Consider the following 22,268-nt stretch of genomic DNA (forward strand, 5'->3'; position numbering starts at 1 on the left):
TGGCCGCCACGACGGCTGAGTGCGCGAGCTGACGTCGCGTGCCGTCAGCAGGTGCAGCACATGCGACGTGCGCTGACGGGGCGGCGCCGCTGGGGCGTGCTTCAATCGGTGCACAAAATGCCGAAACGGGAGAGGACGACGTCATGAAACCATTGCTTTTGACCGCTGCACTCCTGGCGGCAGGCTGCAGCACCGCGTCGCCCCTGCGTCAATCGCAAGAAAGTTTCAACGCGGCTTACGGCGTGGTCGCAGGCAACGCCGACACCATCGTCATTTCCAGTTCGCCGCCGTATGTGCAGGTCACGGTGGTGGACAAACGGACGTCGGAGGTTCACACGCGCTGCATCAACGCCTACTCTCTTCTCGGCGCCTTGGGACTTGAGCACAGCCTGCCGGTCGGCTCACACGCGGAAACGCTAAGGCTCGCACTGACCAACAAAGAGCGGCGTTTCGAATTCACCAAGCCGGAGGCCCTGGCCAACCTGGTCATCAGCTACGCCGACGCCGACCTTGAAGTGATGCGGCAACGATTGGCGCCCTACAGCGACGCTGAACTTGCAACAGGAATCGGCGGCTGGGGAACGCTTCAGAGCTTGCTCGACGGCTCGCCTGCAGACCGCCCCCGGGCCTATCGCGACGCTGCGGCCTGTGTCCTGATCGACCGGGGTTTCTCGCCACGAATCGCTGATCGGACCGGAGCGCTGGTGATATACCGCTGACCGCGGCGTCCATCGTCAACGCGCGCGTTGCGTCGCGACCACCACCGCCTGGGTGCGCGAGTTCACGCCCAGCGCCCTCAGCACCGCGGCCACATGGTCCTTCACGGTGTCCACGCTGACACCCAGCTCGCGGGCGATCAGCTTGTTGGACAGGCCTTGCGTAAGCAGATGCAGCACATGCTTCTGGCGCGGCGTCAGCGGCAGCTCCGCCCAGTCGCCTGGCGCGGGGCCAGCCGAGGCCGGTGTGGCTGCAACGGGTTCAGCCGCACGCTTGAGCGGCGGCACATAGGTGCCACCGGCCAGCACCAGGTGCAGGGCCTGGACCAAGGTATTCAGGTCGCTGCGTTCGGGCACATAGCCCATGGCGCCGGCACCCAGAGCCTGCAGGGCCTCCTCGGTGTCGTCGCTGCCGGAGATGACGACGACCGGCAGCAGCAGGTGCTCGCCGTGGATCTGCTGCAGCAGCTCGAAGCCACCATCGATGCGCAGGTCCAGCAGCACGAGCCGGGGGATGGCCTGGCCCAGCGCGTCGCGCGCGGCGGCGACAGTGTCCACGCCCTGCACCTGCGCCCCGGCGAAATGCTGCTCGATCAGGCCGGTGAGCGCGGCGCGCACCATCGGAAAAGCATCGACCAGCAAAACCTTCATCACCCCTCCTCGTTGAACCGCGGCGGCATGATATTCAACGCAGGGCCGCGGCGAGCAGGGGTTTGGCCCAGGCGGGCACGCTGCGCAGCGGTGCATGGGCAACGACCCGGCCCAACTGCATCTGCAACAGCAGCACGGGCTGGGGCCGGCGGCCGGCGCGCGGGTCGGCCTCGAAGCTGTTGTCATAAAGGCGCAGGCTGGCCAGGTGAGGCATCAGCTTGACGAGATTGCCGCGGCTGGCGTCAAAGCGCTCGCGCACCTTGGCCTCGGGAATGTCGTGCCCACCCGCGGCCACGCGTGCCTGGATGCGGCGCAGGTGCAGTTCAGGCGTGGCAAGGCCGGCGTACCAGACATGCACCTGGGCACCACCCCGTGCGCCGTCCAGCAGCAACTGGGTCATGCTGGTGCCGCCCAGCGTCGTCTCGAAGGCATAGGTCAGGCTTTCGGCCAGCGCCTTCTCCACACCGTGGCGGCCCAACGTCCACGCCAGGCCGTTGGCCTGCTCTGCAGAAAGATTGGGCTGCTGCTCACGCAAGCGCGCGGCGGCGATGTCGGGATTGAAGAACTCGGCCCCGCTGGCCTGGATGGCCGCGCCGCCGAGGGAACTCTTGCCAGCGCCATTGACGCCGGCGAGCACGTAGAGGCGTGCCGGCAATTCAGCAGTCCGTTCCGGACACAGGCACCGGGCCGAGCGCCGGGCCGCTCCCAAGCCGGCCCGTCAGGCGATGTGCTTGCCGGTCAATCCGGCAAGCATCGCCGTCCCCGCGGGGGACCGACCAGGTTGGCCCGCGTCCAGCGAGGCCAAACTGGGCGAGGGGCCGTCTCATTCAGGCGGCCTTGCGAACGGGTTTGCGTGGCTTGGCGGCCTTCACGGCCACGGCGCCGATGGCCTCGGGCGTCATCGCGAAGGCATCGGCCAGCGCTTCGCCCTGGTCCTGCATGCGCGCCAGCATCGCGTCGAACTCGCCGCCTAATGCACCCAGATCGGGCTCGGCGGCACGCTGCATTTCGCGGTAGCGCTCGACCGACATCAGCACGAAGGCGGGCTGGTCATGCTTGGTGATCAGCACCGCGCCATGGGCCGCGACCGTGCGGCCGACTTTCTGGATACCCGCCACGAGCTGGGTGGCCGACACGCTGGGCAGCTGGTCGGCCAGGGCTTGTTCGAGGACTGCAGACATGATGAGGCTCCCGACTGGCATGGCCGCATTTTGCCTATTTTGGGGAAAATAGGAAATTTAGGGGATTGCGGCAAGCCGAAAATCAGTGCGCTTCTTCCCAGTTCGCGCCAACACCCACCTCGGCCAGCAGCGGCACCTTGAACTCGGCCACGCCGGCCATCAGGCGTGGCACCTCGGTGCGCATCCAGTCCAGTTCGACCTCGGGCACCTCGAAAACCAGTTCGTCGTGCACCTGCATGATGATCCTGGACTGCTTGCCGGCACTGTCCAGTTCCGCCTGCACGGCCAGCATGGCCAGCTTGATCAGGTCGGCCGCCGTGCCCTGCATGGGCGCGTTGATGGCCTGGCGCTCGGCACCGGCGCGGCGCGGGCCATTGCCGCCGCGGATCTCGGGCAGGTAGATGCGCCGGCCGAACAGCGTCGACACATAGCCGAGTTCGGCTGCGCTCGCCTTGGTCTCGTCCATGTACTTCTTGACGCCGGCAAAGCGGGTGAAATAGCGCTCGATGTAGTCCTTGGCCGCTTTCTGCTCGATGCCCAGGGCCGAGGCTAGGCCGAAGGCGCCCATGCCGTAGATGAGACCGAAGTTGATGGTCTTGGCATAGCGACGCTGCTCGCTGGAGACCTCGCCCAGCGCGACGCCGAACACCTCGCTGGCCGTCGCCTTGTGCACGTCCTGCCCTTCCTGGAAGGCGCGCAGCAGCCCCGGGTCCTCGCTGATGTGGGCCATGATGCGCAACTCGATCTGCGAGTAGTCGGCGCTGACGATTCTGTAGCCCTCGGGCGCGACGAAGGCCTCGCGCACGCGCCGGCCTTCCGCCGTGCGGATGGGAATGTTCTGCAGATTGGGCTCGTTGCTGGACAGCCGCCCGGTCACGGCCACGGCCTGGGCGTAGTTGGTGTGCACGCGGCCGGTGTGGGCGTTGATCTGCAGCGGCAGCTTGTCGGTGTAGGTGCTCTTGAGCTTGGACAGGCCGCGGTATTCGAGGATCTTGGCCGGCAGCGGAAAGTCGGCGGCGAGTTCCGTCAATACCTCTTCGTCGGTGGATGGCGCGCCGGTGGCGGTCTTCTTCACGACCGGCAGGCCCAGCTTGGTGAACAGGATGTCGCCGATCTGCTTCGGTGAGCCGATGTTGAAGGGCTGGCCGGCGATCTCGTAGCACTGCTGCTCCAGCAGCACCAGGCGTTGGCCGATCTCATGGCTTTGCAGCTTCAGCCGTTCGGAGTCGATCAGCACGCCGTTGCGCTCCACCCGCGCGAGCAGGTCGGCCGTGGGCATCTCGATGTCGCGGTAGATGTGCGTCATGCCAGCGTCGGCCTCGATCTGCGGCCACAGCACGCTGTGCAGGTGCAGGCACATCTCGGAGTCTTCACCTGAGTAGGTCGTGGCCTTGGCCACGTCGACCTGCGCGAACGGGATCTGGTGCGCGCCCTTGCCGCACAGGTCCTCGTAGCTCAGGCCCTTGCGGCCCAGGTGGCGCTCGGCCAGCGCTTCCAGGTTGTGGGTCTTGTGGGCCTCCAGTACATAGCTCTGCAGCAGCGTGTCGTGCTGCACGCCGGCCAGGTTGACGCCATGGTTGAGAAGCACATGGCGGTCGTACTTCAGGTTCTGGCCGATCTTCTTGGCCGATGCGTCTTCCAGCCAGGGCTTGAGCCGCGCCAGCACGGCGTCCAGCGGCAGTTGCTCGGGCGCGTCCGGGCCGCTGTGGGCCAGCGGGATGTAGGCCGCTTCGCCGGGCTTGTCGGCGAAGGAGATGCCGACGATGCGGGCGGCCATCGGGTCCAGCGAATCGGTCTCCGTGTCCAGCGCGCACAGCGGCGCGGCGTGCAGGCGGATGAGCCAGGCTTCCAGTTGCTCGAAACTCAGGATGGTTTCGTACTGGCGGGCAACCTCGGCCGCGCCGGCGGGCGGTTCCGGCTCGTCGAACAGGCCCGGGTTGGCCACCGGTGCCGCCTTGGGCTTGGCCACCACCGCGGTGCCGGTCAGTTCCTCCAGCCAGGCCTTGAAGCCGTTGCGCACGTAGAACTCGCCCAAACGCGCCTTGTCCGGCTCGCGGAAAGCCAGCTCCTCCAGCTTGGGCCAGCCCGGCACATGCTCGGCGAGCTCGCAATCCAGCTTCACGGTGACCAGCTTGCGACCCATGGGCAGCCAGTCCAGCGCGGCGCGCAGGTTCTCGCCGGCCTTGCCCTTGACCGTGGGCGCAGCGGCGATGACGCCGTCCAGCGAGCCGTATTCGGACACCCACTTCGCCGCGGTCTTGGGGCCGACGCCGGTCACGCCAGGCACGTTGTCCACGGTGTCGCCCATCAGCGTCAGGTAGTCGATGATGCGATTGGGCGGCACGCCGAACTTCTCCAGCACGCCGGCCTCGTCCAGCCTCTCGTTGCTCATCGTGTTGATGAGCTCCACGTCGGCGTTGACCAGCTGGGCCAGGTCCTTGTCGCCGGTCGACACGATGACGCGATGGCCCTCCTGGGCCGCAATGCAGCACAGCGTGCCGATGACGTCGTCGGCCTCCACGTTCGGCACCGTCAGCGTGGGCCAGCCCAGCAGCTTGACGACCTCGTGGATGGGCTCGATCTGCGCGCGCAGCTCAGGCGGCATGGGCGAGCGTTGGGCCTTGTATTCGGGATACCAGTCGTCGCGGAAGGTCTTGCCCGGCGCATCGAACACGCAGACGGCGTGGGCCGCGCCGATGTCGCTCTGCAGTTTTTTCAGCATGGCCACCATGCCACGCACCGCCCCGGTGGGCTGGCCCTCGGGGCCGCGCAGGTCGGGCATGGCATGGAAGGCGCGATACAGATAGCTGGAGCCGTCGACCAGCAGCAGGATGGGTTTACTCATGGCGACGGATTGTCCGGCAGCCCGCCACCTAGAATCGGCAGCATGTTGCGCCTTGCCGTACCCCTGCTGCTCGCTGCCCTGTGTGGCGGCGCCCTCGCTGACCCGCCGCCAGAACCCAAGGTCGAGCGCACCGTGGCCGAGGACGACCAGGTCCGCATCGAGGAGCTGAAGGTGCGCGGCGAGGCCAAGAAGGTCACGGTCAAGAACAAGCTGACCAAGGCCCCGGACTACGAAATCGTCGTCAACGACGCCGGCCGCGAATCGGCCGGCGGCACGGGCACGGGCATGCCCAAGAGCGGCTCGGGCGCGCGGGTCTGGCGAGTTCTCAAATTCTGATCGCAAGCGGCCCTCGGGGTCGCTTTCTGGACCCATGGCCGTTTTCACCGAAGTCAGCCCGGCGCAGGCGCAAGCCCTGCTAGACCATCTCGCCCTCGGGCAACTCAGCTCGCTGCGCGGCATCGGCGCGGGCATCGAGAACACGAACTACTTCGTCGATTGCCAGGATGCCAATCAAAGTGGCCACTATGTCCTGACGCTGTTCGAGCGCCTGACGGCCGAGCAACTGCCCTTCTACCTGCGCCTGATGCAGCACCTGGCCCAGCGCGGCGTGCCGGTCCCTGAACCGCACGCGGACGCCGCCGGCGAGATCCTCTTCGAGGTGGCGGGCAAGCCCGCGGCCATCGTCGACCGTCTGCATGGCGGCCACCAACTGGCGCCTGACGCCTTCCACTGCAGCCAGGTGGGTGCCACGCTGGCACGCATGCACCTGGCGGCCCAGGATTTCCCGCTGCACCAGCCCAATCTGCGCGGCCTGGCCTGGTGGCGCGAGGTGGTGCCGCAGCTCCTGCCCTTTCTGAGCGGCCCTGAAGCCGAGCTGCTGCAAAGCGAGCTGGCCTACCAGGAACAGCTCGCCGCGTCGCAGGACTACGCCCAGCTCGCGCGCGGCCCCATCCACGCCGACCTGTTCCGCGACAACGTCATGTTCGAGCCCGGCGAAGGCCCTGGCCGCGAGCGCCTGACGGGCTTCTTCGACTTCTACTTCGCCGGCGTCGACACCTGGCTGTTCGACCTCGCCGTCTGCCTGAACGACTGGTGCATCGACCTGACCGACGGCCGCCTCATCGAGGAGCGCGCCGCCGTGTTCGTCGCCGCCTACGAGAGCGAGCGGCCGTTGTCCGGTGCCGAGCATCGCTTGCTGCCGGCCCTGCTGCGCGCGGCGGCACTGCGCTTTTGGGTGTCACGCCTCTTTGACCTGCACTTGCCGCGTGAGGCCTCGCTGCTCAAGGCCCACGACCCACGCCACTTCGAGCGCGTGCTGCGCGAGCGCATCGCCAAGCCCTGGCACGCACTGCACGGCGGGGTCGGCGAATGACGATGCAACTGCACTTGCAGCAGGTGCCGGCCGGCAACGGGCGGCTCTGGATACGCCATGGTTTCAAGATCTTCAGGCGTCAGCCGCTGGCCTTCTCGGGCCTGCTCGGCCTGGCGCTGCTGGTTTCCATGCTGCTGAGCGCGCTGCCCTTCGTCGGCCCCATGCTGGGCCTGATGGCCATTCCGGTCTGTTCGCTGGGCTTCATGCTGGCCACGCACCTGGCGCTGCAGCGCAAGATGCCCCATGTGGACGTCTTCATCGCCCCCTTCCGGCTGACGCCTGAACGGCGCCGCCACCAGTTCGTGCTGTGCGCGGGCTTTGCGCTGGTCATGCTGCTGATCCTGCTGCTGGCCGACCAGATCGACGGCGAGGTCACCCACGAGCTGATGGAGTTGATGAAGCGCGACGCGAACGCCGACGCGATCGCCGCCATCGCGGCCGACCCGCGGCTGATCTGGGGCTTCATGGTCCGCGCGGTCGGCATGACCGCACTGTCGATCCCCTACTGGCATGCACCGGCCCTGGTGCATTGGGGTGGGCAGAGCGCCGCCCAGTCGCTGTTCTCCAGCACGCTGGCGCTGTGGCGCAACAAGGGCGCTTTCGCGCTGAACGCCCTGCTGTGGGCGGCGCTGATGTTTGCCTGCAGCGGCGTCATCAGCGTGGTCTTCGGCCTGTTCGGCCTGCTGCAGTTCGCGCCGGTGGCCTCGGTGGCCTGCTTCCTGGTGCTGGCGGCGGTGTTCTACGCCTCGCTGTACTTCAGCTTTGTCGACTGCTTCATGTTCGGCGCGCCGCCGAACCTGCTCGACGACTCGAAGGGCTGACCCCTCGCTGGGCCGGCCGCGTTTTCACGCGGCCGACATGCAAGCTCCCTACATTGCGCGGCTCGTGCCAGGCCGGCGCACGGCGTGTGCGGGCCTGGCTGTGCAGTCCCTGAACAGCAGCCGCCAAATGTCCCAGACCCTGAATCGTCGCCACGCCCTGAAGTACATGGGCGTCCCCCTGATGCTCCCCCTCGGTGGAACCGCTGTCGCCGGCCTGTTGACCGGCTGCGGCGGTGGCAGCGATGACAACAACACGCCCGCTCCCAGCTTCGCGTCCGCCAGCTTCGTCGCGATGGCCGCCCCCAGCCTCGCCACCCCGGCCGACATGGCCAAGACCCTCGTCAACTCGACGCTGATGGTCAAGTTCAGCGACGACAGCACCCAGGGCTTCTCGCTGTCGTATGCCCCCTTCTTCACGACGGGCGACCTCGTCCCTGACGGCAAGGGCGACACCCTGCTGGCCGGCGGCTATGTCGACTTCGCCGGCAAGCCCATCATCGACGCGACGGTGGCCGACAAGAACCGCCAGTTCTTCAGCGATTCGCCCGACGGCACGTCGCTGCTCAAGCTCGACAACGCCAGCGTTGCCGGCATCAAGGGCAACGCCGTGTTTGCCGTCGTGCAGTTCGAATACACGACCTGGGCGCAGGACGGCAAGACCGACATGTACGGCAAGCTGCCTTCGCCCATCGCCGTGCTGACGCTGGACCAGGACCCGGCCACAGGCAAGCTGTCGCTTGTGAAGTACCACAACGTCGACACCGCGCCCGCCATGGGCCTGTGGATCACCTGCGGCGCCAGCCTGTCGCCCTGGGGCACCCACCTGTCCAGCGAGGAGTACGAGCCCGACGCCTTCACCATCGCCAGCAACGCCCAGTTCAAGGCCTACAGCAAGAACCTGTTCGGCAGCGAGACCCAGGCCAACCCCTATCACTACGGCCATCTGCCCGAAGTGACCGTCAACCCCGACGGCAGCGGCACCATCAAGAAGCACTACTGCCTGGGCCGCATCTCGCATGAGCTGATCCAGGTCATGCCCGACAACCGCACCGCCATCATGGGCGACGACGCGACCAACGGCGGCTTCTTCATGTTCGTGGCCGACAAGGAGAAGGACCTCTCCGCCGGCTCGCTGTATGTGGCCAAGTTCGGCACCGGTTTCTCGCTGGACACGGCCGCCGCCGGCGCGCCCATCAACTGGATCAAGCTCGGCTCGGCCACCAGCGCCGAGATCAAGGCGCTGGCCGACACGCTCAAGGCCACCGACATCATGGACGTGGCCACCACCGACCCGCTGGACGCCAGCTTCACCAAGATCTGGCTCGGCGGCAAGGTGCAGTGGGTGCGCGTCAAGGCCGGCATGGACAAGGCCGCCGCCTTCCTCGAGACCCACCGCTACGCCGCGCTCAAGGGCGGCTCGATGGCCTTTACCAAGATGGAGGGCACGACCGTCAACGCCAAGGACAAGGTCGCCTACTCGGCGCTGCAGAACATGCAGAGCTCCATGGTGCGCGGCAACGCCGCCTGGAACGAGGCCGCCAACATCACCCTCGACAAGGCCCTGAACGCCGGCGGCGTGCTGGCCCACACGCTGAGCACGGGCCAGAAGGACACGGCAGGCGGTGCCATCACCAGCGACTGGGTGCCGTCACTGACCAAGACCCTGCTCATCGGCGAAGACCTCGCCACGGCGGATGCGCTGGGCAACCTCGCCAATCCCGACAAGATCGGCGCGCCCGACAACCTGAAGTTCTCGGAGAAGCTGCGCACCCTCTTCATCGGCGAGGACAGCAGCTACCACGTCAACAACTTCGTCTGGGCCTACAACGTCGACACCAAGGTACTCAGCCGCCTCATGTCCATGCCCTCGGGCGCCGAGGCCACGGGCCTGGGCGTGGTGGACGACCTCAACGGCTGGACCTACATCACCAGCAACTTCCAGCATCCCGGCGACTGGGGAGTGCCGCTGCACAACGTCGTCAAGGCCGCGCTGGACCCGCTGGTGCGCGCCAACTACAAGGACCGCTTCGGCGCTCAGGTCGGCTATCTGACGGGCGCGGCCACCAGCGTGAAGCTGGCCAAGATCGGCTGATTGCCGGCGTGTGACCGAAGGGCTGCGTGAGCAGCCCTTTCTCGTGGGTCATTGCGCCCCGGCACCTATCGCATCACCATGGCTCGGCCGCAGGCTGCACGCCTTCGCCGAACTCGCGGGCCACGTCGGCACTCAGCTCACCGGTGCCCGCATGGCGCCGCTGGCGGTCCTGCTGCTTGCCCAGCGCCGATTCGAGCGCCCTCGTCAACTTGTCGGCCGCGCCCTCGATGGCCTGGTGCATGCTTTCGGCCTGGTGCTTGACCGCGATGTTCTTCAGCCCCACCACGCGCGCCTCCAGCAGGCAGCGCATGTCGTCGGGGCCCGATTTCTCACCGCTGTTCATGTCGCCCAGATGTGCCTCCACATGCGTCACCTGGCCCTTGTAGTGGTCGACCGCGCCGCGGATCACGCTCTCGACATGCTCAATCAGCTTCTCACGGCCCTCTACGTGGTTGTCGGTCTCGATTTGCACCTGCATTGCATTCCTTTCGGCGACGGAAGTCGCGCGCTTGGAGAAGAGGGGCAAGCAGCGTGCCGTGCAGCGTGCGCGGGGCGACAGCTTGAACGAATGGAAGACCGCGAGCAGCATGAAGACACCGCTTCTCACGCCGTGGTATGCCAATAGAAGTGAACGAACTCGTCCTCGTACTCAGCTATGAGTGAGACAACGAAGTCTGTCTTGAGCGAGCGCATAGCAAGAGCTGAAACGAAGCCCATCGGGCTATGAACGGGTGGCTTGGCCGGAACAACGAAATCTGCGCACAGCTCTGCGACCAGCGAACTGAACTCCGACTCCGTCAGTGGCACAAACTCGGAATTTTCGAAATCATCAACGAGCCACGTCGGACGCTCTGTGTACCCCTTCTCGCCCAACTGGGCGACTGCCCAGAATCTCAGACCGTTGTCGCCGCGTTCTTTCGGGGCTCTTGTGATGCGAGCATATTGCTCCGAATCTGGCGGACTGAAGGCGTACTGGGGATAAATCTGAAAGCAAGCGCCGGGGTAGTTTCCAGCGAAATAGTAGTTGCTATTCAATTCGCGACTCAGGCGCTCAAGATCTGCTGAGGAGAACATGCTCGGCCTAACGTTCGTAAGGGTGGACTGCGGACGAAGGACCGCTTGCCCGCTTGCCCGCTGTTCATTTGGCTTTTGCTCGGAAATTCATGCTCTCGAGCTCACCGCTCCCGCGGAATCGCGTACGTGCCCGTCGCGTGCGCCACCGGCTCGTCCTCGCCCTCCGAGAAGATCCACACCTCGCCCACGGCCAGCGACTTGCCCAGCTTCATCAGCCGGCAACGCGCCACCACCCGCCGGTCGGCGCGCGGCTTGCGCAGGAAGTTGATGGACAGGTTGGTCGTCACCGCCAACGGCACGATGCCGATGCGCGCCAGGATGCCCAGATACAGGGCCACGTCGGCCAGCGTCATCATGACCGGGCCCGATACCGTGTTACCGGGGCGCAGCTCGCGTTCTCCCACTGGGTGGGCGACGACGACGCTGCCGTCCTCGTCCACCTCCTCCAGCGTGCAGCGGTTCTGCGGGAATTCGGCCTTCAGAAAGGCCACCAGCTCCGCATGTGAGGGGCGGTGTTCAGACATGGCGTTTTGCAAGCAATTGCGAGGGAAGCGGCCGCCAGCCTAGCACCGCGTCCAGAATGACTCGCATGAACCTCGCCGACCGGGGCTTCACTGGCTCCATCCCCCAACTCCATGAGCACTATCTGGTGCCCATGCTCTTCGATCCCTATGCCGAGGACCTGGCCGCGCGGGCAGCTGCGTTGCGCCCGGGGCGGTTGCTGGAGATCTCTGCAGGCACCGGCGTGCTGACGCGCCATCTCGTCGGCGAGCTGCCCGACAACGTCGACATTGTGGCCAGCGAACTCAACGCCACCATGCTGGACATGGCCGCCACCCGGGGCACCGACAGGCCCGTCGAGTGGCGGTTGGCAGATGCGGCGCAGCTGCCCTTTGCCGACGAGAGCTTCGACCTCGTCGCCTGCCAGTTCGGCGTCAGCCTCTTCGCCGACCGGCCACGCGCCTTTGCCGAGATCCGCCGCGTGCTCAGGGCCGACGGCGTGTTCCTCTTCAACGTCTGGGATCACCTCGACAGCAACGAGCTGGCCGAGACGATCACGCAGGCCCTGGCCCAGGCCTTCCCGGACGACCCGCCGCGCTTCCTCGCGCGCGCGCCGCACGGCTGCCACGACATCCACGCGCTGCGCCAGGAGCTCAGCGACGCTGGCTTCGAGCACGAGGCGGACTTCGTCACGCTGCCGCTGCGCGCCTGCGCGGAGTCACCTTCCCAGCCCGCTCTGGGCTTCTGCCAGGGCACGCCGTTGCGCGCCGAGATCGAGAAGCGCGCGCCGGGCCGCCTGCCCGAGATGACGGCCCTCGCGGCCCGCGCCATCGCCGACCGCTTCGGTGTCGGCGCCATCGACTCGCGCATGCAGGCCCACGTGGTCATCGTGGGGCACTGAAGCCCCTCGCCCAACCTCGCAGCGCTGAACGCGCGCGAGTCTGGTCGGTCCCCCGAGGGGACGGCGATGCTCGCGGCATCGAGCCGCGAGCACATCGCCAACCGGGCCGGCTCGGGAGCGGCCCAGCGCTCGGCCCGAAGATCCCGCCGACTCAGTCTATTGGAGTGAGCTTCGCAACTGAAAGAGCCAGCCACTTCGTGCCATGCCGGCCGAAGTTGACCTGCGCCCGCGCATCCGTGCCCGAGCCCTCCAGCGTCAGCAGCACGCCTTCGCCGAACTTGTTGTGGAAGACCCCCTTGCCCACGCGCAGGCCGCCGTGCTCCTCGGACACCTTCTGCTTCATGCTGGCCGGCACGGGCGGCTCCACCCAGGCGGCCCTTTCTCCACGATTGGGCACATTGCCCGCGCCCACCATGCCCTTGAGCCCCGAGCCCCGCTGCCAGGCCTGCTGATACTCGCGCGCAAAGCCGGAGCCGAAGCCCTGGTTGCGCGGCGTCAGCCACTTCAGCGCTTCCTCGGGCAGCTCGTCGAAGAAGCGACTCTTGATGTGATAACGCGTCTGGCCATGCAGCATGCGGGTCTGGCAGAAACTCAGTGACAGCTTCTTGCGGGCCCGCGTGATGGCCACGTACATGAGGCGGCGCTCTTCCTCCAACCCGTCATGGTCGGACATCGAGTTCTCGTGCGGGAACAGCCCTTCTTCCAGGCCCGTGATGAAGACGGCGTCGAACTCCAGGCCCTTGGCCGAGTGAACGGTCATCAGCTGCACGGCATCCTGGCCCGCCTGGGCCTGGTTGTCACCGGCCTCCAGCGAGGCATGCGTCAGGAAGGCCACCAGCGGCGACATGATCTCGCCCGTCTCCGCGTCGGGCACCGAGCCCGGCGTGCCCGTGGACTGCACGCTCGGAGCCACTTCGTCCACCGGCAGGCCGACGGCGTTCTTGCCGAAGCCCTCCTGCATGACGAAGGCCTCGGCGGCGTTGATCAGTTCGTCCAGGTTCTCCAGCCGCTCGGCGCCGTCCTTGTCGGTGCGGTAGAAGTCCAGCAGGCCCGAGGTCTCCAGCACCTGCTCGATGATCTCGCGCAGCGTCATGCCTTGCGTCAGGTTGCGCGTCGAGTCGATCAGGTTGGTGAAGGCGACCAGATTGGCGCCGCCCTTGCCGGTGATGGCGCCCACGCTCTGGTAGAGGCTGCGGCCGCTGGCCTTGGCGGCGTCCTGCAGGTTCTCCAGCGTCTTGGCGCCGATGCCGCGGGTCGGGAAGTTCACGACGCGCAGGAAGCTCGTGTCGTCGCTCGGGTTCTCCAGCAGGCGCAGATAGGCCAGCGCATGCTTGACCTCGGCGCGCTCGAAGAAGCGCAGGCCGCCATAGACGCGATACGGGATGCCCGAGTTGAACAACGCCGACTCGATGACCCGCGACTGCGCATTGCTGCGGTAGAGGATGGCAATCTCCTGCCGGTCCATGCCGCCGCGGTGCAGGCTCTGGATCTCCTCGATGACCCACTGCGCCTCGGCGAAGTCGCTCGGCGACTCCTGCACGCGAATCGGGTCGCCCAGGCCGGCGTCGGTGCGCAGCGTCTTGCCCAGGCGCTGGCTGTTGCGGCTGATCAGCTCGTTGGCGGCGTCCAGGATGTGGCCGAAGCTGCGGTAGTTCTGCTCCAGCTTGATGACTCGTCTGACGCGGTACTCGCGTTCGAAATCGGCCATGTTGCCGACGCGGGCACCGCGAAAGGCATAGATGCTCTGGTCGTCGTCGCCCACCGCCAGGATGCTCTGGCCGTTGTCCAAGCCCGGCGGCGCGAACATCTTCAGCCAGGCGTACTGCAGCTTGTTGGTGTCCTGGAACTCGTCGACCAGGATGTGGCGAAAGCGGTGCTGATAATGCTCGCGCACCGAGGCGTTGTCGCGCAGCAGTTCATAGCTGCGCAGCATCAGCTCGGCGAAGTCAACCACGCCCTCGCGCTGGCACTGGTCCTCGTAGTTGGCGTAGATCTCGACGAGGATCTTGGTCTGCTCGTCACGCTGCTCCACGTCGCCGGGGCGCTGGGCCTCTTCCTTGCGGCCGGCAATGAACCAGCCGACCTGCTTGGGCACAAAGCGCTCCTCGTCGAGCTTCATCGCCTTGATGACACGCTTGACGGCCGAGGTCGTGTCGCTGGCGTCCAGGATCTGGAAGGCCTGGGGCAGATTGGCCAGCTTCCAGTGCGCACGCAGGAAGCGGTTGCACAGGCCGTGGAAGGTGCCTATCCACATGCCGCGCACATTGAAGGGCAGCATGGTCGAGAGACGCGTCAGCATCTCCTTGGCGGCCTTGTTCGTGAACGTCACGGCCATGATGCCGCCCGGGCTGACCTGGCCGGTCTGCAGCAGCCAGGCGATGCGGGTCGTCAGCACACGGGTCTTGCCCGAGCCGGCACCGGCCAGGATCAGCGCGGGTTCCGGCGCCGCGGTCACTGCGGCGAGTTGTTCGGGGTTGAGGTTGCGCAGCAGGGGGCTGGAAGCAGCGTCGACCACAGCGTCGACAGGGGAAGAAGTCATCCCGGCATTCTAGGGAAGCCCCTCGTTACAGCCTGGCCGGCGCCCGCCGCTGACCGTGCGGGGTCGTTGGGGATACTTCTGGTTTTCCCCTAAAGCACTTTCGGAATGCCACGTCTCACTCTCGCCCTCGGCACCATCGCCCTCACCCTCGCCTCGCAGGCCACGCTGGCCCAAGACACGCCCGACGGCAAATGGCACGGCGGGCTCAGCGTCTCCGGCGCAATGGCCAGCGGCAACAGCAGCAGCCGCACATTGGCTGCCAATGCGGATGCCAGCGTCGCGACGGCCGAAGACAAGCTCAGCCTCTATGGCATCGCCAACTACGGCCGCAACAAGAACGCGGGCGTCGACACCACCACCGCCGACCTGTTGCGCCTGGGCGGCCGCTACGACTTCAACCTCGGCCCGCAGTGGTTCTCCTTTGGCGGCGCGGAAGGCGAAACCAACAAGGCCGGCGGCGTGCGCGACCGCTACAGCCTCAACGGCGGCGCGGGCTATCACCTGGTGAAGGACGATGCCAACAGCTGGGACGTCTTCAGCGGTCTCGGCTACACCGCCACCCGCCTGACGGACGGCAGCGAGGCCAATGGCGCGCAAGTGCTGTTCGGCGAAGAGTCCAGCCACAAGGTCAGCGAGACGACGACGCTGAAGCAGCGCCTCGTCTACTACCCCGGCGGCGGCGACCTCGGCAACCGCGCCACCTTCGACGCCGGGCTGGCCACGCAGATCATCGCCGGCTGGACGCTCAACGCCGGCCTGTCCAGCCGCTACACCGGCCACGTGCCCGCGGGCACCAAGAAGACGGACAACCTGCTGACCGTGGGCTTCGGCTACAAGTTTTGACCTCAACGGCCTTTGCGCACCTTGCCGGCCCGCCCGGCCTTGGACCATTCATAGGTCTCGCCGTCCGGCGTTCGCCCGCCTTCGACCGCGGCCACGCCCGGCCGGCCCACGCTTTCATCCAGCTCGGTTGAGATGCTGACGTGGCGATGCCCTGCCCTGCGCCGGTCCTCGGCCCAGGCCAGGGCCTGGGTCAGCTCCTTGCTGCTGAAGAACTGGCAGACCGGGGTCGCCTCTTCGCCCTCACCTTCCAGCCAATACACCACGATGCCCAAGCGCGTCTCCGTCTGCGTTGAAGGCCGCAGCGTAGCGGCTCGGCAATTGATTGCCAAAAGCAAGTATTTTGAAGATGATGGCCCATGACCGCCGATCAAGCCCTGGACGTCCGCGCCTTCAATCGCTTCTATACGCGCCGCATCGGCGTGCTGGCGCCGAAGCTGGACAGCGACTTCACGCTGCCGGAGGCCCGGCTGATGTGGGAACTGGCGCATCACGCGCCGATCAGCGCTTCGGCGCTCAGCAAGAGCCTGCAGCTGGACGCTGGCTATATGAGCCGGCTGCTGCGCGGATTGAAGAACCGCGGCCTGCTGGCCAGCCAGGCCCATCCCAGCGACGGCCGCCAGACACTGCTCAAGCTCAGCCCCGCCGGCAAGCGCGCCTTCGTGCCGCTGGACCGCGAGGGCACGGCCAAGGCCCAGGCCATGCTCGCGCCGCTGTCGGCAACACAACGCCACGCGCTGCTGGGCTCGATGTCGCGCATCCAGGCCGTGCTGGAGCCCGACGCCACGGCAGCCGTTGAGCTGCGCTCCCCCCAACCAGGCGACCTGGGCTGGATCGTCGAGCGGCATGGCGCTTTCTACGCCGCCGAGTACGGCCTGGACGTGCGCTTCGAGGCGCTGGTGGCGCGCATCTGCGCCGACTTCGTCGACCGCTTCCAGCCCCAACGCGAGGCCTGCTGGATCGCCGCGCGCGGCACCGAGCGCCTGGGCTGCGTGATGCTCGTGCAGGCACGCGATGAATCTCAAGATGGGGCCACCGGCAAGCCGCGCCCCGGCGTCGCCAAGCTGCGTCTGCTGCTGCTGGAGCCCCATGCACGGGGCCTCGGCCTGGGCAAGCGCCTGGTTCGCCAATGCAGCGACTTCGCTCGCGCCGCTGGCTACAGGCGCATCGAGCTGTGGACGCAGAGCGCGTTGACCGCCGCCCGCGCCATCTACGCGGCCGAGGGCTACCGGCTGGTGCACAGCGAGCCCTTGAACAGCTTTGGCCAGGACGTCATCAGCGAGAGCTGGGAGCTGACCCTCTAGCGCCTCGCACCAGCCCTGTGCGGGCCGTTGCACACTTGCGGGGCTCCCGACCGCGGCCTCCGCCGCCGCTGTGCGGTTCTGCGCATTCCGGACCGGTCCCGTGCTGGCATGCGATTTGCGCTGTGACCGCCCATGACAAGCAATCGGGAAGTCAGCATGCCGGCCGCATCCACGCAGTTCGGGCCGCCGCGACAACTTCCCGCACCCGTTGCCGCCTGCCCTCAGCACCTGGAACAGGCCGCCGGCTTCGGCCAATGGTGGTACGACCCGCAGACCGGCGTCACCCATCTGTCACCCACGGCGGCCGAATACCTGGAAATGCCGACCCGTTCGGCCAGCGGCCTGGGCGTCTGCCTGGGCCATGTCGTCGAGGACGATCTGCCGGAATTGATCCGGCTCTGGACCGGCGCCCAGCCCCAGCTCCCACTGGATATCCGCGTCATCGGCCTGGCCCGCGGCCTGCGCTGGCTGCGCGTGACGCCACTGCCCCCCGACCCGGCGCACCCTCGCTGGCGCCACGGCCTGCTGCAGGACGTGACCGCCCTCACCCACGCGGCCGTGCGCGAGCGCCTGGGCTATGCGTTGACGGAATACCTGATCGGCACCCACACGCTGGAGGATGCGATCAGCAACGTCATCCAGCTGATCTGCCGCAACCTCGGCTGGGAATGGGGCGCCTACTGGAACATGGAGGACGGCGGCGGCCGCCTGCATTGCCGGCACTTCTGGCACCAACCCGACGCCCGGCTCGAACAATTCAGCGCGGTGAGCTCGACACTGAAGATGGCGCCCGGCGAGGGCCTGGTCGGCCGTGTCTGGGCCACGGGCAGCGCCGAGTGGGTGGAGGACATGAGCACCGACCCGCGCTTCCTGCGCCGTGGCAGCGCGCAGATGTGCGGGCTGTGGTCGGGCTATGTGTTCCCGGTCACCTATGTGTCGGACAACGGCGAACGCCACCGCCCCGGCGTGCTGGAGTTCTACAGCAGCCTGGCCCGCCAGCCCGAGGCGCAGCTGCCCAAGGTCTCGGCCACCATCGGCGCGCTGATCGCCCAGACCGCCCAACGCCTGGAGACCGAGGCCGTCATCCACCGCCTGGCCCAGATCGACGAGATGACCGAGCTGGACAACCGCGCCCACTTTTACGCCCAGCTGAATCGCCATTGCGCTCTGAGCCACCGACAGGGTCGCCGCTTTGCGCTGATGTTCATCGATCTGGACCGTTTCAAGCCCATCAACGACGCCTTCGGCCACGAGGCCGGCAATGCGGTGCTGCAGGCATTTGCGCAGCGGCTGCGCGAGCTGGCGCCGCCGCCAGCCCGCGTCGGCCGCCTGGGCGGCGACGAGTTTGCGGTGCTGGTGCCTGACAGCGGCGACGAGCAGGCGCTGGCGGCCCTGGCCGATGCCGTGCTTGCCGCCGCCAGCCGCCCCATCAGCTACGAGGGTGTGGCGCTGACCGTGTCGGCCAGCATTGGCGTCAGCCGCTTTCCCGAGAACGGCCAGACCGGCCCCGAGCTGCTGCGCAGCGCCGACGCGGCCATGTACCGCGTCAAGCAGAACGGCCGCAACGGCAGCAATGTCTTCTCGACCAGCAGCCCCGACACCCTGGCCCAGCAGCGCGCCAAGCTGGCGCAGCGCCTGTCCATCGAGACCGAGCTGCACGAGGCGCTGCAGACCGGGCAGTTGCGCCTGGTCTACCAGCCCATCGTCGACATCGCCACCGGCGCGCTGCATGGCGTGGAGGCGCTGATCCGCTGGCAAAAGCCCGATGGCACGACGGTGCCGCCGGACGTATTCATTCCGATTGCCGAGCAGAGCGACCTCATCGTCGACATCGGCCGCTGGGTGCTGGGCCAGGCCCTGCGCGACCTGGCCTCTCTCAAGGGCAGCGCACTGCAGAAGCTCAAGGTCCACGTCAACATGGCGGCGTCCGAGTTCACGAGCAGCGCCCTGCCCGAGATGCTCGGCGCCATATCGACCGGGCTCGAAGTGCCGGCCTCGCAGGTGGTGCTGGAGCTCACCGAGGGCATGCTGATGCGCCAGCCCGAGCAGGTCAGGCGCGTCATGCACCAGCTGCGCGAGATCGGCTTCGAGATCTCGCTGGACGACTTCGGCATGGGGCACTCATCGCTGGCCATGCTGAAGAGCCTGCCCATCAGCTCGCTGAAGATCGATCGCAGCTTCGTGCGCGACCTGGCCACGGGCGAGCGTGACCGCGCCATTGCCCAGACCATCGTCGACCTCGGCCGGCACCTGCAGCTCGAGGTCATTGCCGAGGGCATCGAGAGCGCAGACCAGCTCGAAGTGCTGGGCCAATGCGGCTGCGCCTTTGGCCAGGGCTATCTGCTCGGCCGGCCCCTGCCTTTGCCAAGGCTCATCGAGTCTTTTCCCGACGGCCGCTCGGCCGCTGATACCCCCGCTAGAGTGCCGGCATGGAAACCTCCATGCCCTGCCCCTGCGGTCGCCGTGCCGCCTATGCCCACTGCTGCGGCGCCCTGCACAAGGCCTTTGAGGCTGGCCAGGGCCTGACCGCAGCCACGCCCGAAGCGCTGATGCGCTCGCGCTACTCGGCCTTCGTGCTGGACCTGCGCGACTATCTGCTGGCGAGCTGGCATGCAAGCACGCGCCCTGCCGAGTTGGAGGCGCCCGAGCCGGGGCTGAAATGGCTGGGTCTGGACGTGAAGCGTGCCGCGATGCAGGACGCCGACCACGGCAGCGTCGAGTTCGTCGCACGCAGCAAGCTCGGCGGCCGGGCGCATCGGCTGCATGAAGTCAGCCGCTTCGTGCGCGAGAACGGCGCGTGGTTCTATCTGGACGGCGAACTGAGCGGCGACCTTAAAAATTGACTCTGACCCTGCTTTATCAGGACGAGCACCTGGTCGCCATCGACAAGCCGGCCGGCCTGCTGGTGCACCGCACCCAGCTCGCGGCCCACGAGGATGAGGCCGCGCTGCAGCTGCTGCGCGACCAGCTCGGCCGCACCGTCTGGCCCGCGCATCGCCTGGACCGCGGCACCTCGGGCGTGCTGCTATTTGCGCTGTCAACAGAGGTTGCTTCGCTGCTCGGCGCGATGTTCGAGCAGGGGCTGATGCAAAAGAGCTACCTCGCGCTTGCACGTGGCTGGCCGCAGGAAGACGCCGGCCTCATCGACCATCCGCTGGCGCGCGACCCTGAGCAGCCGTCGGCGGGGCAGACAATGCTGGCGGCGCAGACCCGCTGGCGCGTGCTGGAGCGCATCGAGTGGGCACTGGCCACCGACCCGCGCTTCCCCACCACCCGCGTCGCCCTGCTCGAAGCCGAACCGTTGCAAGGCCGCCGCCATCAGATCCGCCGCCATCTGAAGCACATCGCCCATCCCATCCTCGGCGATGCGACGCATGGCAAGGGGCCGCTCAATCGAGCTGTCGCAGCATTCCTGGGCACACAGCGGCTGTGGCTGCATGCGCGCGAGCTGACTCTGGTTCACCCGGTCACTGGATCGCCACTGCAATTGCTGGCGCAACCGGGCGCCACCTGGCCCGGCATTGACAGGGACTGGACTGATTGAAGCCCCTGTCGCGTCGGCGATGCCGCGACGCCCCGGGCGGGCTGAGAATCGACCGTTCCATCCAATAGCAGGAGACCGGCATGACGATCCAGGGCATCAAGGCGCAATACGAACAACGCGGGCCGGTGCCGCAGGACGTCATCGGGGCCCTGCCCTTCGAGCCGCCCGCGCCCGGCGCGGGCCAGGCTCTGGTTGCTGTGCTGGCCGCACCCATCAACCCGTCGGACGTGCTGATGCTGACCGGTGGCTACGGCATCCTGCCGCCGCTGCCGGCAGTGGGCGGCAGCGAGGGCGTGGGCCGCGTTGTGGCCGTCGGCGAGGGTGTGACTCATCTGAGTGCGGGCCAGACGGTTCTGCTGCCCGCCGGCAGCGGCACCTGGGCCAGCCATCTCGTCGCCGACGCCAAGCGCCTGGTGCCCCTGCCCGCTGGCGCCGATGCGCAGCAGTTGTCCATGCTGACCGTCAACCCGGCCACGGCCTCGCTGATGCTGTCGGAGTTCGTCACGCTGCAGCCGGGCGACTGGGTCATCCAGAACGTCGCCAACTCGGGCGTGGGCGGCTACCTCACGCAGCTCGCCAAGCTGCGCGGCCTGCGCACCGTCAACATCGTGCGGCGCGAGGGCGCGGCAGCGGTCGTGAAGGCGGACGGCGGCGATGTGGTGCTGGTGGATGGCGACGACCTGGCCAAGCGCGTCAAGGAGGCCGTGTCGGGCGCGCCTATCCGCCTGGGCATCGACGCCGTCGGCGGCAAGGCGACCAACCGGCTGGCGAGTTGCGTCGCCGAGGGCGGCACCGTCGTCAATTACGGGCTGATGAGCGGCGAGCCTTGCGTGGTGTCGCCGCAGTCCTTCGTCTTCAACGACCTGACGCTGCGGGGCTTCTGGCTGGCCAAGTGGTTCCGCGTCGCATCGCGCGAGGCGCAGATGGCGCTTTATGGCGAGCTGACCAAGCTGATCGCCACCGGCCAACTGAAGGCGCGCATCCACGCGACCTATCCCGTCGAGCAAATCAAGGAGGCGATTGCCGCGGCCGCAACCGGCGAGCGCGACGGCAAGATCCTTGTCGTGCCCAGGCATTGAGTCCCCACTGAGCCGCGGCGGACACCGTCCTCTAGCGTCTCGGCACCGAGCCCAGCCAGCGCGCGCGGATGCGCTGCAGCTCACCACGCGACTCCAGGCGTTGGATGGCCTGGTTGAAGGCGCGCAGGTCGGCCTCGGTCAGCGACTTGCGGCTGAGCTTGTAGGTGACGGGGTCGCGCAGCAGGTGGATGGGCAGCTCGATGAGAGGCACGTCGGCGGCACGCGCGGCAAAGGCGATGGCGACGCTGTCGCCGAGCAGCACGTCGCCGCGGCCGATCTGCATCAGCTGCACGCCCTTGGCGTACTCCTCGAACCAGGTCAGCAGGCCATGGGCCTTGAAGTCGTTGATGATGGGCACCAGGGCCGGCCCGCGGTGGGTGACGAGGCGCAGGTTGGCGCGCAGCAGTTCATCCAGCGAATGCACGTCCATGCGGGCCTCGTCGGCACGCATGAACACGCCCAGCACCTCGTCGCGATAGGGCCGCGTGTACCAGGCGGCGTCAGCGCGCGGCGTCGCAGCGATCAGCACATCGAGTTGGCCGGCGAGCAGCATGGGCAGGCGGCGGTTGCGCGGCACTTCGCGCACATAGCTGACACGGCAGCCGGCCTCCTTGGCCACGGCGGCCAGCAACTCGGTCTCCAGGCCGGTGTGATGGCCGTCGGCCATGAAGGAATAGGGCCGCCAGTCCTCAAAGGGCACGCGCAACGGCCGCGTGCAGGCCGCCTGGGCCAGCAGCGGCGTGAACAGCATCAGCGCAAGCAGCAGTCGTCGGAACATCTCGGCTCTGGTCCTTGGCGGCTAGCGACT

Annotated in this window: 22 protein-coding genes; 12 read left to right on the forward strand and 10 right to left on the reverse strand. The window is 67.4% G+C overall.

Features of this window, described 5'->3' with window-relative positions:
* Nucleotides 1-143: 143 nt before the first annotated feature.
* Nucleotides 144-719 (forward strand): hypothetical protein, encoded by a 576-nt coding sequence (locus AC1DW0_RS12635; protein WP_477946169.1) that lies wholly within the window; start codon nt 144-146, stop codon nt 717-719.
* Nucleotides 720-734: 15 nt separating this feature from the next.
* On the opposite strand, the gene AC1DW0_RS12640 is transcribed toward AC1DW0_RS12635, so the two are convergent.
* The 4 genes from AC1DW0_RS12640 to polA form a co-directional block, all read right to left on the reverse strand.
* The gene (locus tag AC1DW0_RS12640; protein ID WP_056198459.1) at nt 735-1,367 is read right to left on the reverse strand and encodes a LuxR C-terminal-related transcriptional regulator; all 633 of its coding nucleotides are present in this window, start codon (nt 1,365-1,367) and stop codon (nt 735-737) included.
* 34 nt (nt 1,368-1,401) lie between these two features.
* Nucleotides 1,402-2,022 carry an ATPase gene (locus AC1DW0_RS12645; protein WP_457349521.1) on the reverse strand — a complete coding sequence of 207 codons (621 nt, stop codon included), beginning with the start codon at nt 2,020-2,022 and terminating at the stop codon, nt 1,402-1,404.
* A gap of 172 nt (nt 2,023-2,194) precedes the next feature.
* Nucleotides 2,195-2,548, reverse strand: coding sequence for a type II toxin-antitoxin system prevent-host-death family antitoxin (locus AC1DW0_RS12650; protein ID WP_162247800.1), 354 nt, complete (start codon nt 2,546-2,548; stop codon nt 2,195-2,197).
* Nucleotides 2,549-2,630: 82 nt separating this feature from the next.
* Nucleotides 2,631-5,393: a DNA polymerase I gene (gene polA, locus AC1DW0_RS12655; RefSeq protein WP_477946171.1), complete on the reverse strand. Its 2,763-nt coding sequence runs from the start codon at nt 5,391-5,393 to the stop codon at nt 2,631-2,633.
* Between the two features lie 42 nt (nt 5,394-5,435).
* Here polA and AC1DW0_RS12660 point away from each other — a divergent pair, with 42 nt between their 5' ends.
* The 4 genes from AC1DW0_RS12660 to AC1DW0_RS12675 all read left to right on the forward strand — a co-directional run bounded on the left by AC1DW0_RS12660 (nt 5,436) and on the right by AC1DW0_RS12675 (nt 9,678).
* Nucleotides 5,436-5,729, forward strand: coding sequence for a hypothetical protein (locus AC1DW0_RS12660; RefSeq protein WP_056198468.1), 294 nt, complete (start codon nt 5,436-5,438; stop codon nt 5,727-5,729).
* A gap of 34 nt (nt 5,730-5,763) precedes the next feature.
* Nucleotides 5,764-6,765, forward strand: coding sequence for a homoserine kinase (locus AC1DW0_RS12665; protein ID WP_457349515.1), 1,002 nt, complete (start codon nt 5,764-5,766; stop codon nt 6,763-6,765).
* Nucleotides 6,766-6,767: 2 nt separating this feature from the next.
* Nucleotides 6,768-7,586 (forward strand): BPSS1780 family membrane protein, encoded by an 819-nt coding sequence (locus tag AC1DW0_RS12670; protein ID WP_457349513.1) that lies wholly within the window; start codon nt 6,768-6,770, stop codon nt 7,584-7,586.
* A 127-nt stretch (nt 7,587-7,713) separates the two neighbouring features.
* On the forward strand, nt 7,714-9,678 hold the full coding sequence (locus AC1DW0_RS12675; protein WP_477946174.1) for a PhoX family protein: 1,965 nt from the start codon (nt 7,714-7,716) through the stop codon (nt 9,676-9,678).
* 73 nt (nt 9,679-9,751) lie between these two features.
* Here AC1DW0_RS12675 and AC1DW0_RS12680 read toward each other — a convergent pair whose 3' ends face one another.
* The 3 genes from AC1DW0_RS12680 to AC1DW0_RS12690 all read right to left on the reverse strand — a co-directional run bounded on the left by AC1DW0_RS12680 (nt 9,752) and on the right by AC1DW0_RS12690 (nt 11,276).
* Nucleotides 9,752-10,156: an HPF/RaiA family ribosome-associated protein gene (locus AC1DW0_RS12680; protein ID WP_082567421.1), complete on the reverse strand. Its 405-nt coding sequence runs from the start codon at nt 10,154-10,156 to the stop codon at nt 9,752-9,754.
* 125 nt (nt 10,157-10,281) lie between these two features.
* Nucleotides 10,282-10,752: a hypothetical protein gene (locus tag AC1DW0_RS12685; RefSeq protein ID WP_477862273.1), complete on the reverse strand. Its 471-nt coding sequence runs from the start codon at nt 10,750-10,752 to the stop codon at nt 10,282-10,284.
* A 101-nt stretch (nt 10,753-10,853) separates the two neighbouring features.
* Nucleotides 10,854-11,276, reverse strand: a complete 423-nt coding sequence (locus AC1DW0_RS12690; RefSeq protein WP_056198486.1) for a PaaI family thioesterase — start codon at nt 11,274-11,276, stop codon at nt 10,854-10,856.
* A gap of 65 nt (nt 11,277-11,341) precedes the next feature.
* On the opposite strand from AC1DW0_RS12690, the gene AC1DW0_RS12695 reads away from it, so the two are divergent.
* Nucleotides 11,342-12,154, forward strand: coding sequence for a class I SAM-dependent methyltransferase (locus tag AC1DW0_RS12695; protein WP_056198489.1), 813 nt, complete (start codon nt 11,342-11,344; stop codon nt 12,152-12,154).
* A 151-nt stretch (nt 12,155-12,305) separates the two neighbouring features.
* On the opposite strand, the gene AC1DW0_RS12700 is transcribed toward AC1DW0_RS12695, so the two are convergent.
* Nucleotides 12,306-14,693: a UvrD-helicase domain-containing protein gene (locus AC1DW0_RS12700; protein WP_477946177.1), complete on the reverse strand. Its 2,388-nt coding sequence runs from the start codon at nt 14,691-14,693 to the stop codon at nt 12,306-12,308.
* 105 nt (nt 14,694-14,798) lie between these two features.
* Between AC1DW0_RS12700 and AC1DW0_RS12705 the strand changes: the two genes are divergently transcribed.
* Nucleotides 14,799-15,536 carry a DUF481 domain-containing protein gene (locus tag AC1DW0_RS12705; protein WP_457390259.1) on the forward strand — a complete coding sequence of 246 codons (738 nt, stop codon included), beginning with the start codon at nt 14,799-14,801 and terminating at the stop codon, nt 15,534-15,536.
* A 2-nt stretch (nt 15,537-15,538) separates the two neighbouring features.
* On the opposite strand, the gene AC1DW0_RS12710 is transcribed toward AC1DW0_RS12705, so the two are convergent.
* Nucleotides 15,539-15,799 carry a hypothetical protein gene (locus tag AC1DW0_RS12710; protein ID WP_394326334.1) on the reverse strand — a complete coding sequence of 87 codons (261 nt, stop codon included), beginning with the start codon at nt 15,797-15,799 and terminating at the stop codon, nt 15,539-15,541.
* Nucleotides 15,800-15,892: 93 nt separating this feature from the next.
* On the opposite strand from AC1DW0_RS12710, the gene AC1DW0_RS12715 reads away from it, so the two are divergent.
* From AC1DW0_RS12715 to AC1DW0_RS12735, 5 genes are all read left to right on the forward strand, one after another.
* Complete coding sequence (locus tag AC1DW0_RS12715; RefSeq protein WP_477946179.1) at nt 15,893-16,837, forward strand: bifunctional helix-turn-helix transcriptional regulator/GNAT family N-acetyltransferase; 945 nt, start codon at nt 15,893-15,895, stop codon at nt 16,835-16,837.
* 156 nt (nt 16,838-16,993) lie between these two features.
* Nucleotides 16,994-19,363, forward strand: a complete 2,370-nt coding sequence (locus tag AC1DW0_RS12720) for a putative bifunctional diguanylate cyclase/phosphodiesterase (protein ID WP_477946181.1) — start codon at nt 16,994-16,996, stop codon at nt 19,361-19,363.
* Nucleotides 19,279-19,680 carry a YchJ family protein gene (locus AC1DW0_RS12725; protein ID WP_477946182.1) on the forward strand — a complete coding sequence of 134 codons (402 nt, stop codon included), beginning with the start codon at nt 19,279-19,281 and terminating at the stop codon, nt 19,678-19,680. The genes AC1DW0_RS12720 and AC1DW0_RS12725 overlap by 85 nt, the downstream gene beginning before the upstream one ends.
* Nucleotides 19,677-20,381, forward strand: coding sequence for a pseudouridine synthase (locus AC1DW0_RS12730; RefSeq protein ID WP_477946184.1), 705 nt, complete (start codon nt 19,677-19,679; stop codon nt 20,379-20,381). Before AC1DW0_RS12725 ends, AC1DW0_RS12730 begins: the two co-directional genes overlap by 4 nt.
* Nucleotides 20,382-20,461: 80 nt before the next feature.
* Nucleotides 20,462-21,460 carry a zinc-dependent alcohol dehydrogenase family protein gene (locus AC1DW0_RS12735; RefSeq protein ID WP_457324180.1) on the forward strand — a complete coding sequence of 333 codons (999 nt, stop codon included), beginning with the start codon at nt 20,462-20,464 and terminating at the stop codon, nt 21,458-21,460.
* Between the two features lie 31 nt (nt 21,461-21,491).
* Here the strand turns inward: AC1DW0_RS12735 and AC1DW0_RS12740 are convergent, their stop codons facing one another.
* Nucleotides 21,492-22,238: a substrate-binding periplasmic protein gene (locus AC1DW0_RS12740; RefSeq protein WP_056198513.1), complete on the reverse strand. Its 747-nt coding sequence runs from the start codon at nt 22,236-22,238 to the stop codon at nt 21,492-21,494.
* Nucleotides 22,239-22,268 lie beyond the last annotated feature (30 nt).

The sequence above is a fragment of the Roseateles sp. P4_D2 genome (genome assembly GCF_056401875.1).

What these genes read in the sequence shown, in the direction of transcription:
- AC1DW0_RS12635 (WP_477946169.1), top strand. Translation starts at nt 144, where the DNA reads ATGAAACCATTGCTTTTGACCGCTGCACTCCTGGCGGCAGGCTGCAGC.
- AC1DW0_RS12640 (WP_056198459.1), bottom strand. Translation starts at nt 1,367, where the DNA reads ATGAAGGTTTTGCTGGTCGATGCTTTTCCGATGGTGCGCGCCGCGCTC.
- AC1DW0_RS12650 (WP_162247800.1), bottom strand. Translation starts at nt 2,548, where the DNA reads ATGTCTGCAGTCCTCGAACAAGCCCTGGCCGACCAGCTGCCCAGCGTG.
- polA (WP_477946171.1), bottom strand. Translation starts at nt 5,393, where the DNA reads ATGAGTAAACCCATCCTGCTGCTGGTCGACGGCTCCAGCTATCTGTAT.
- AC1DW0_RS12660 (WP_056198468.1), top strand. Translation starts at nt 5,436, where the DNA reads ATGTTGCGCCTTGCCGTACCCCTGCTGCTCGCTGCCCTGTGTGGCGGC.
- AC1DW0_RS12665 (WP_457349515.1), top strand. Translation starts at nt 5,764, where the DNA reads ATGGCCGTTTTCACCGAAGTCAGCCCGGCGCAGGCGCAAGCCCTGCTA.
- AC1DW0_RS12670 (WP_457349513.1), top strand. Translation starts at nt 6,768, where the DNA reads ATGCAACTGCACTTGCAGCAGGTGCCGGCCGGCAACGGGCGGCTCTGG.
- AC1DW0_RS12675 (WP_477946174.1), top strand. Translation starts at nt 7,714, where the DNA reads ATGTCCCAGACCCTGAATCGTCGCCACGCCCTGAAGTACATGGGCGTC.
- AC1DW0_RS12680 (WP_082567421.1), bottom strand. Translation starts at nt 10,156, where the DNA reads ATGCAGGTGCAAATCGAGACCGACAACCACGTAGAGGGCCGTGAGAAG.
- AC1DW0_RS12685 (WP_477862273.1), bottom strand. Translation starts at nt 10,752, where the DNA reads ATGTTCTCCTCAGCAGATCTTGAGCGCCTGAGTCGCGAATTGAATAGC.
- AC1DW0_RS12690 (WP_056198486.1), bottom strand. Translation starts at nt 11,276, where the DNA reads ATGTCTGAACACCGCCCCTCACATGCGGAGCTGGTGGCCTTTCTGAAG.
- AC1DW0_RS12695 (WP_056198489.1), top strand. Translation starts at nt 11,342, where the DNA reads ATGAACCTCGCCGACCGGGGCTTCACTGGCTCCATCCCCCAACTCCAT.
- AC1DW0_RS12700 (WP_477946177.1), bottom strand. Translation starts at nt 14,693, where the DNA reads ATGACTTCTTCCCCTGTCGACGCTGTGGTCGACGCTGCTTCCAGCCCC.
- AC1DW0_RS12705 (WP_457390259.1), top strand. Translation starts at nt 14,799, where the DNA reads ATGCCACGTCTCACTCTCGCCCTCGGCACCATCGCCCTCACCCTCGCC.
- AC1DW0_RS12715 (WP_477946179.1), top strand. Translation starts at nt 15,893, where the DNA reads ATGACCGCCGATCAAGCCCTGGACGTCCGCGCCTTCAATCGCTTCTAT.
- AC1DW0_RS12720 (WP_477946181.1), top strand. Translation starts at nt 16,994, where the DNA reads ATGCCGGCCGCATCCACGCAGTTCGGGCCGCCGCGACAACTTCCCGCA.
- AC1DW0_RS12725 (WP_477946182.1), top strand. Translation starts at nt 19,279, where the DNA reads ATGCCCTGCCCCTGCGGTCGCCGTGCCGCCTATGCCCACTGCTGCGGC.
- AC1DW0_RS12735 (WP_457324180.1), top strand. Translation starts at nt 20,462, where the DNA reads ATGACGATCCAGGGCATCAAGGCGCAATACGAACAACGCGGGCCGGTG.
- AC1DW0_RS12740 (WP_056198513.1), bottom strand. Translation starts at nt 22,238, where the DNA reads ATGTTCCGACGACTGCTGCTTGCGCTGATGCTGTTCACGCCGCTGCTG.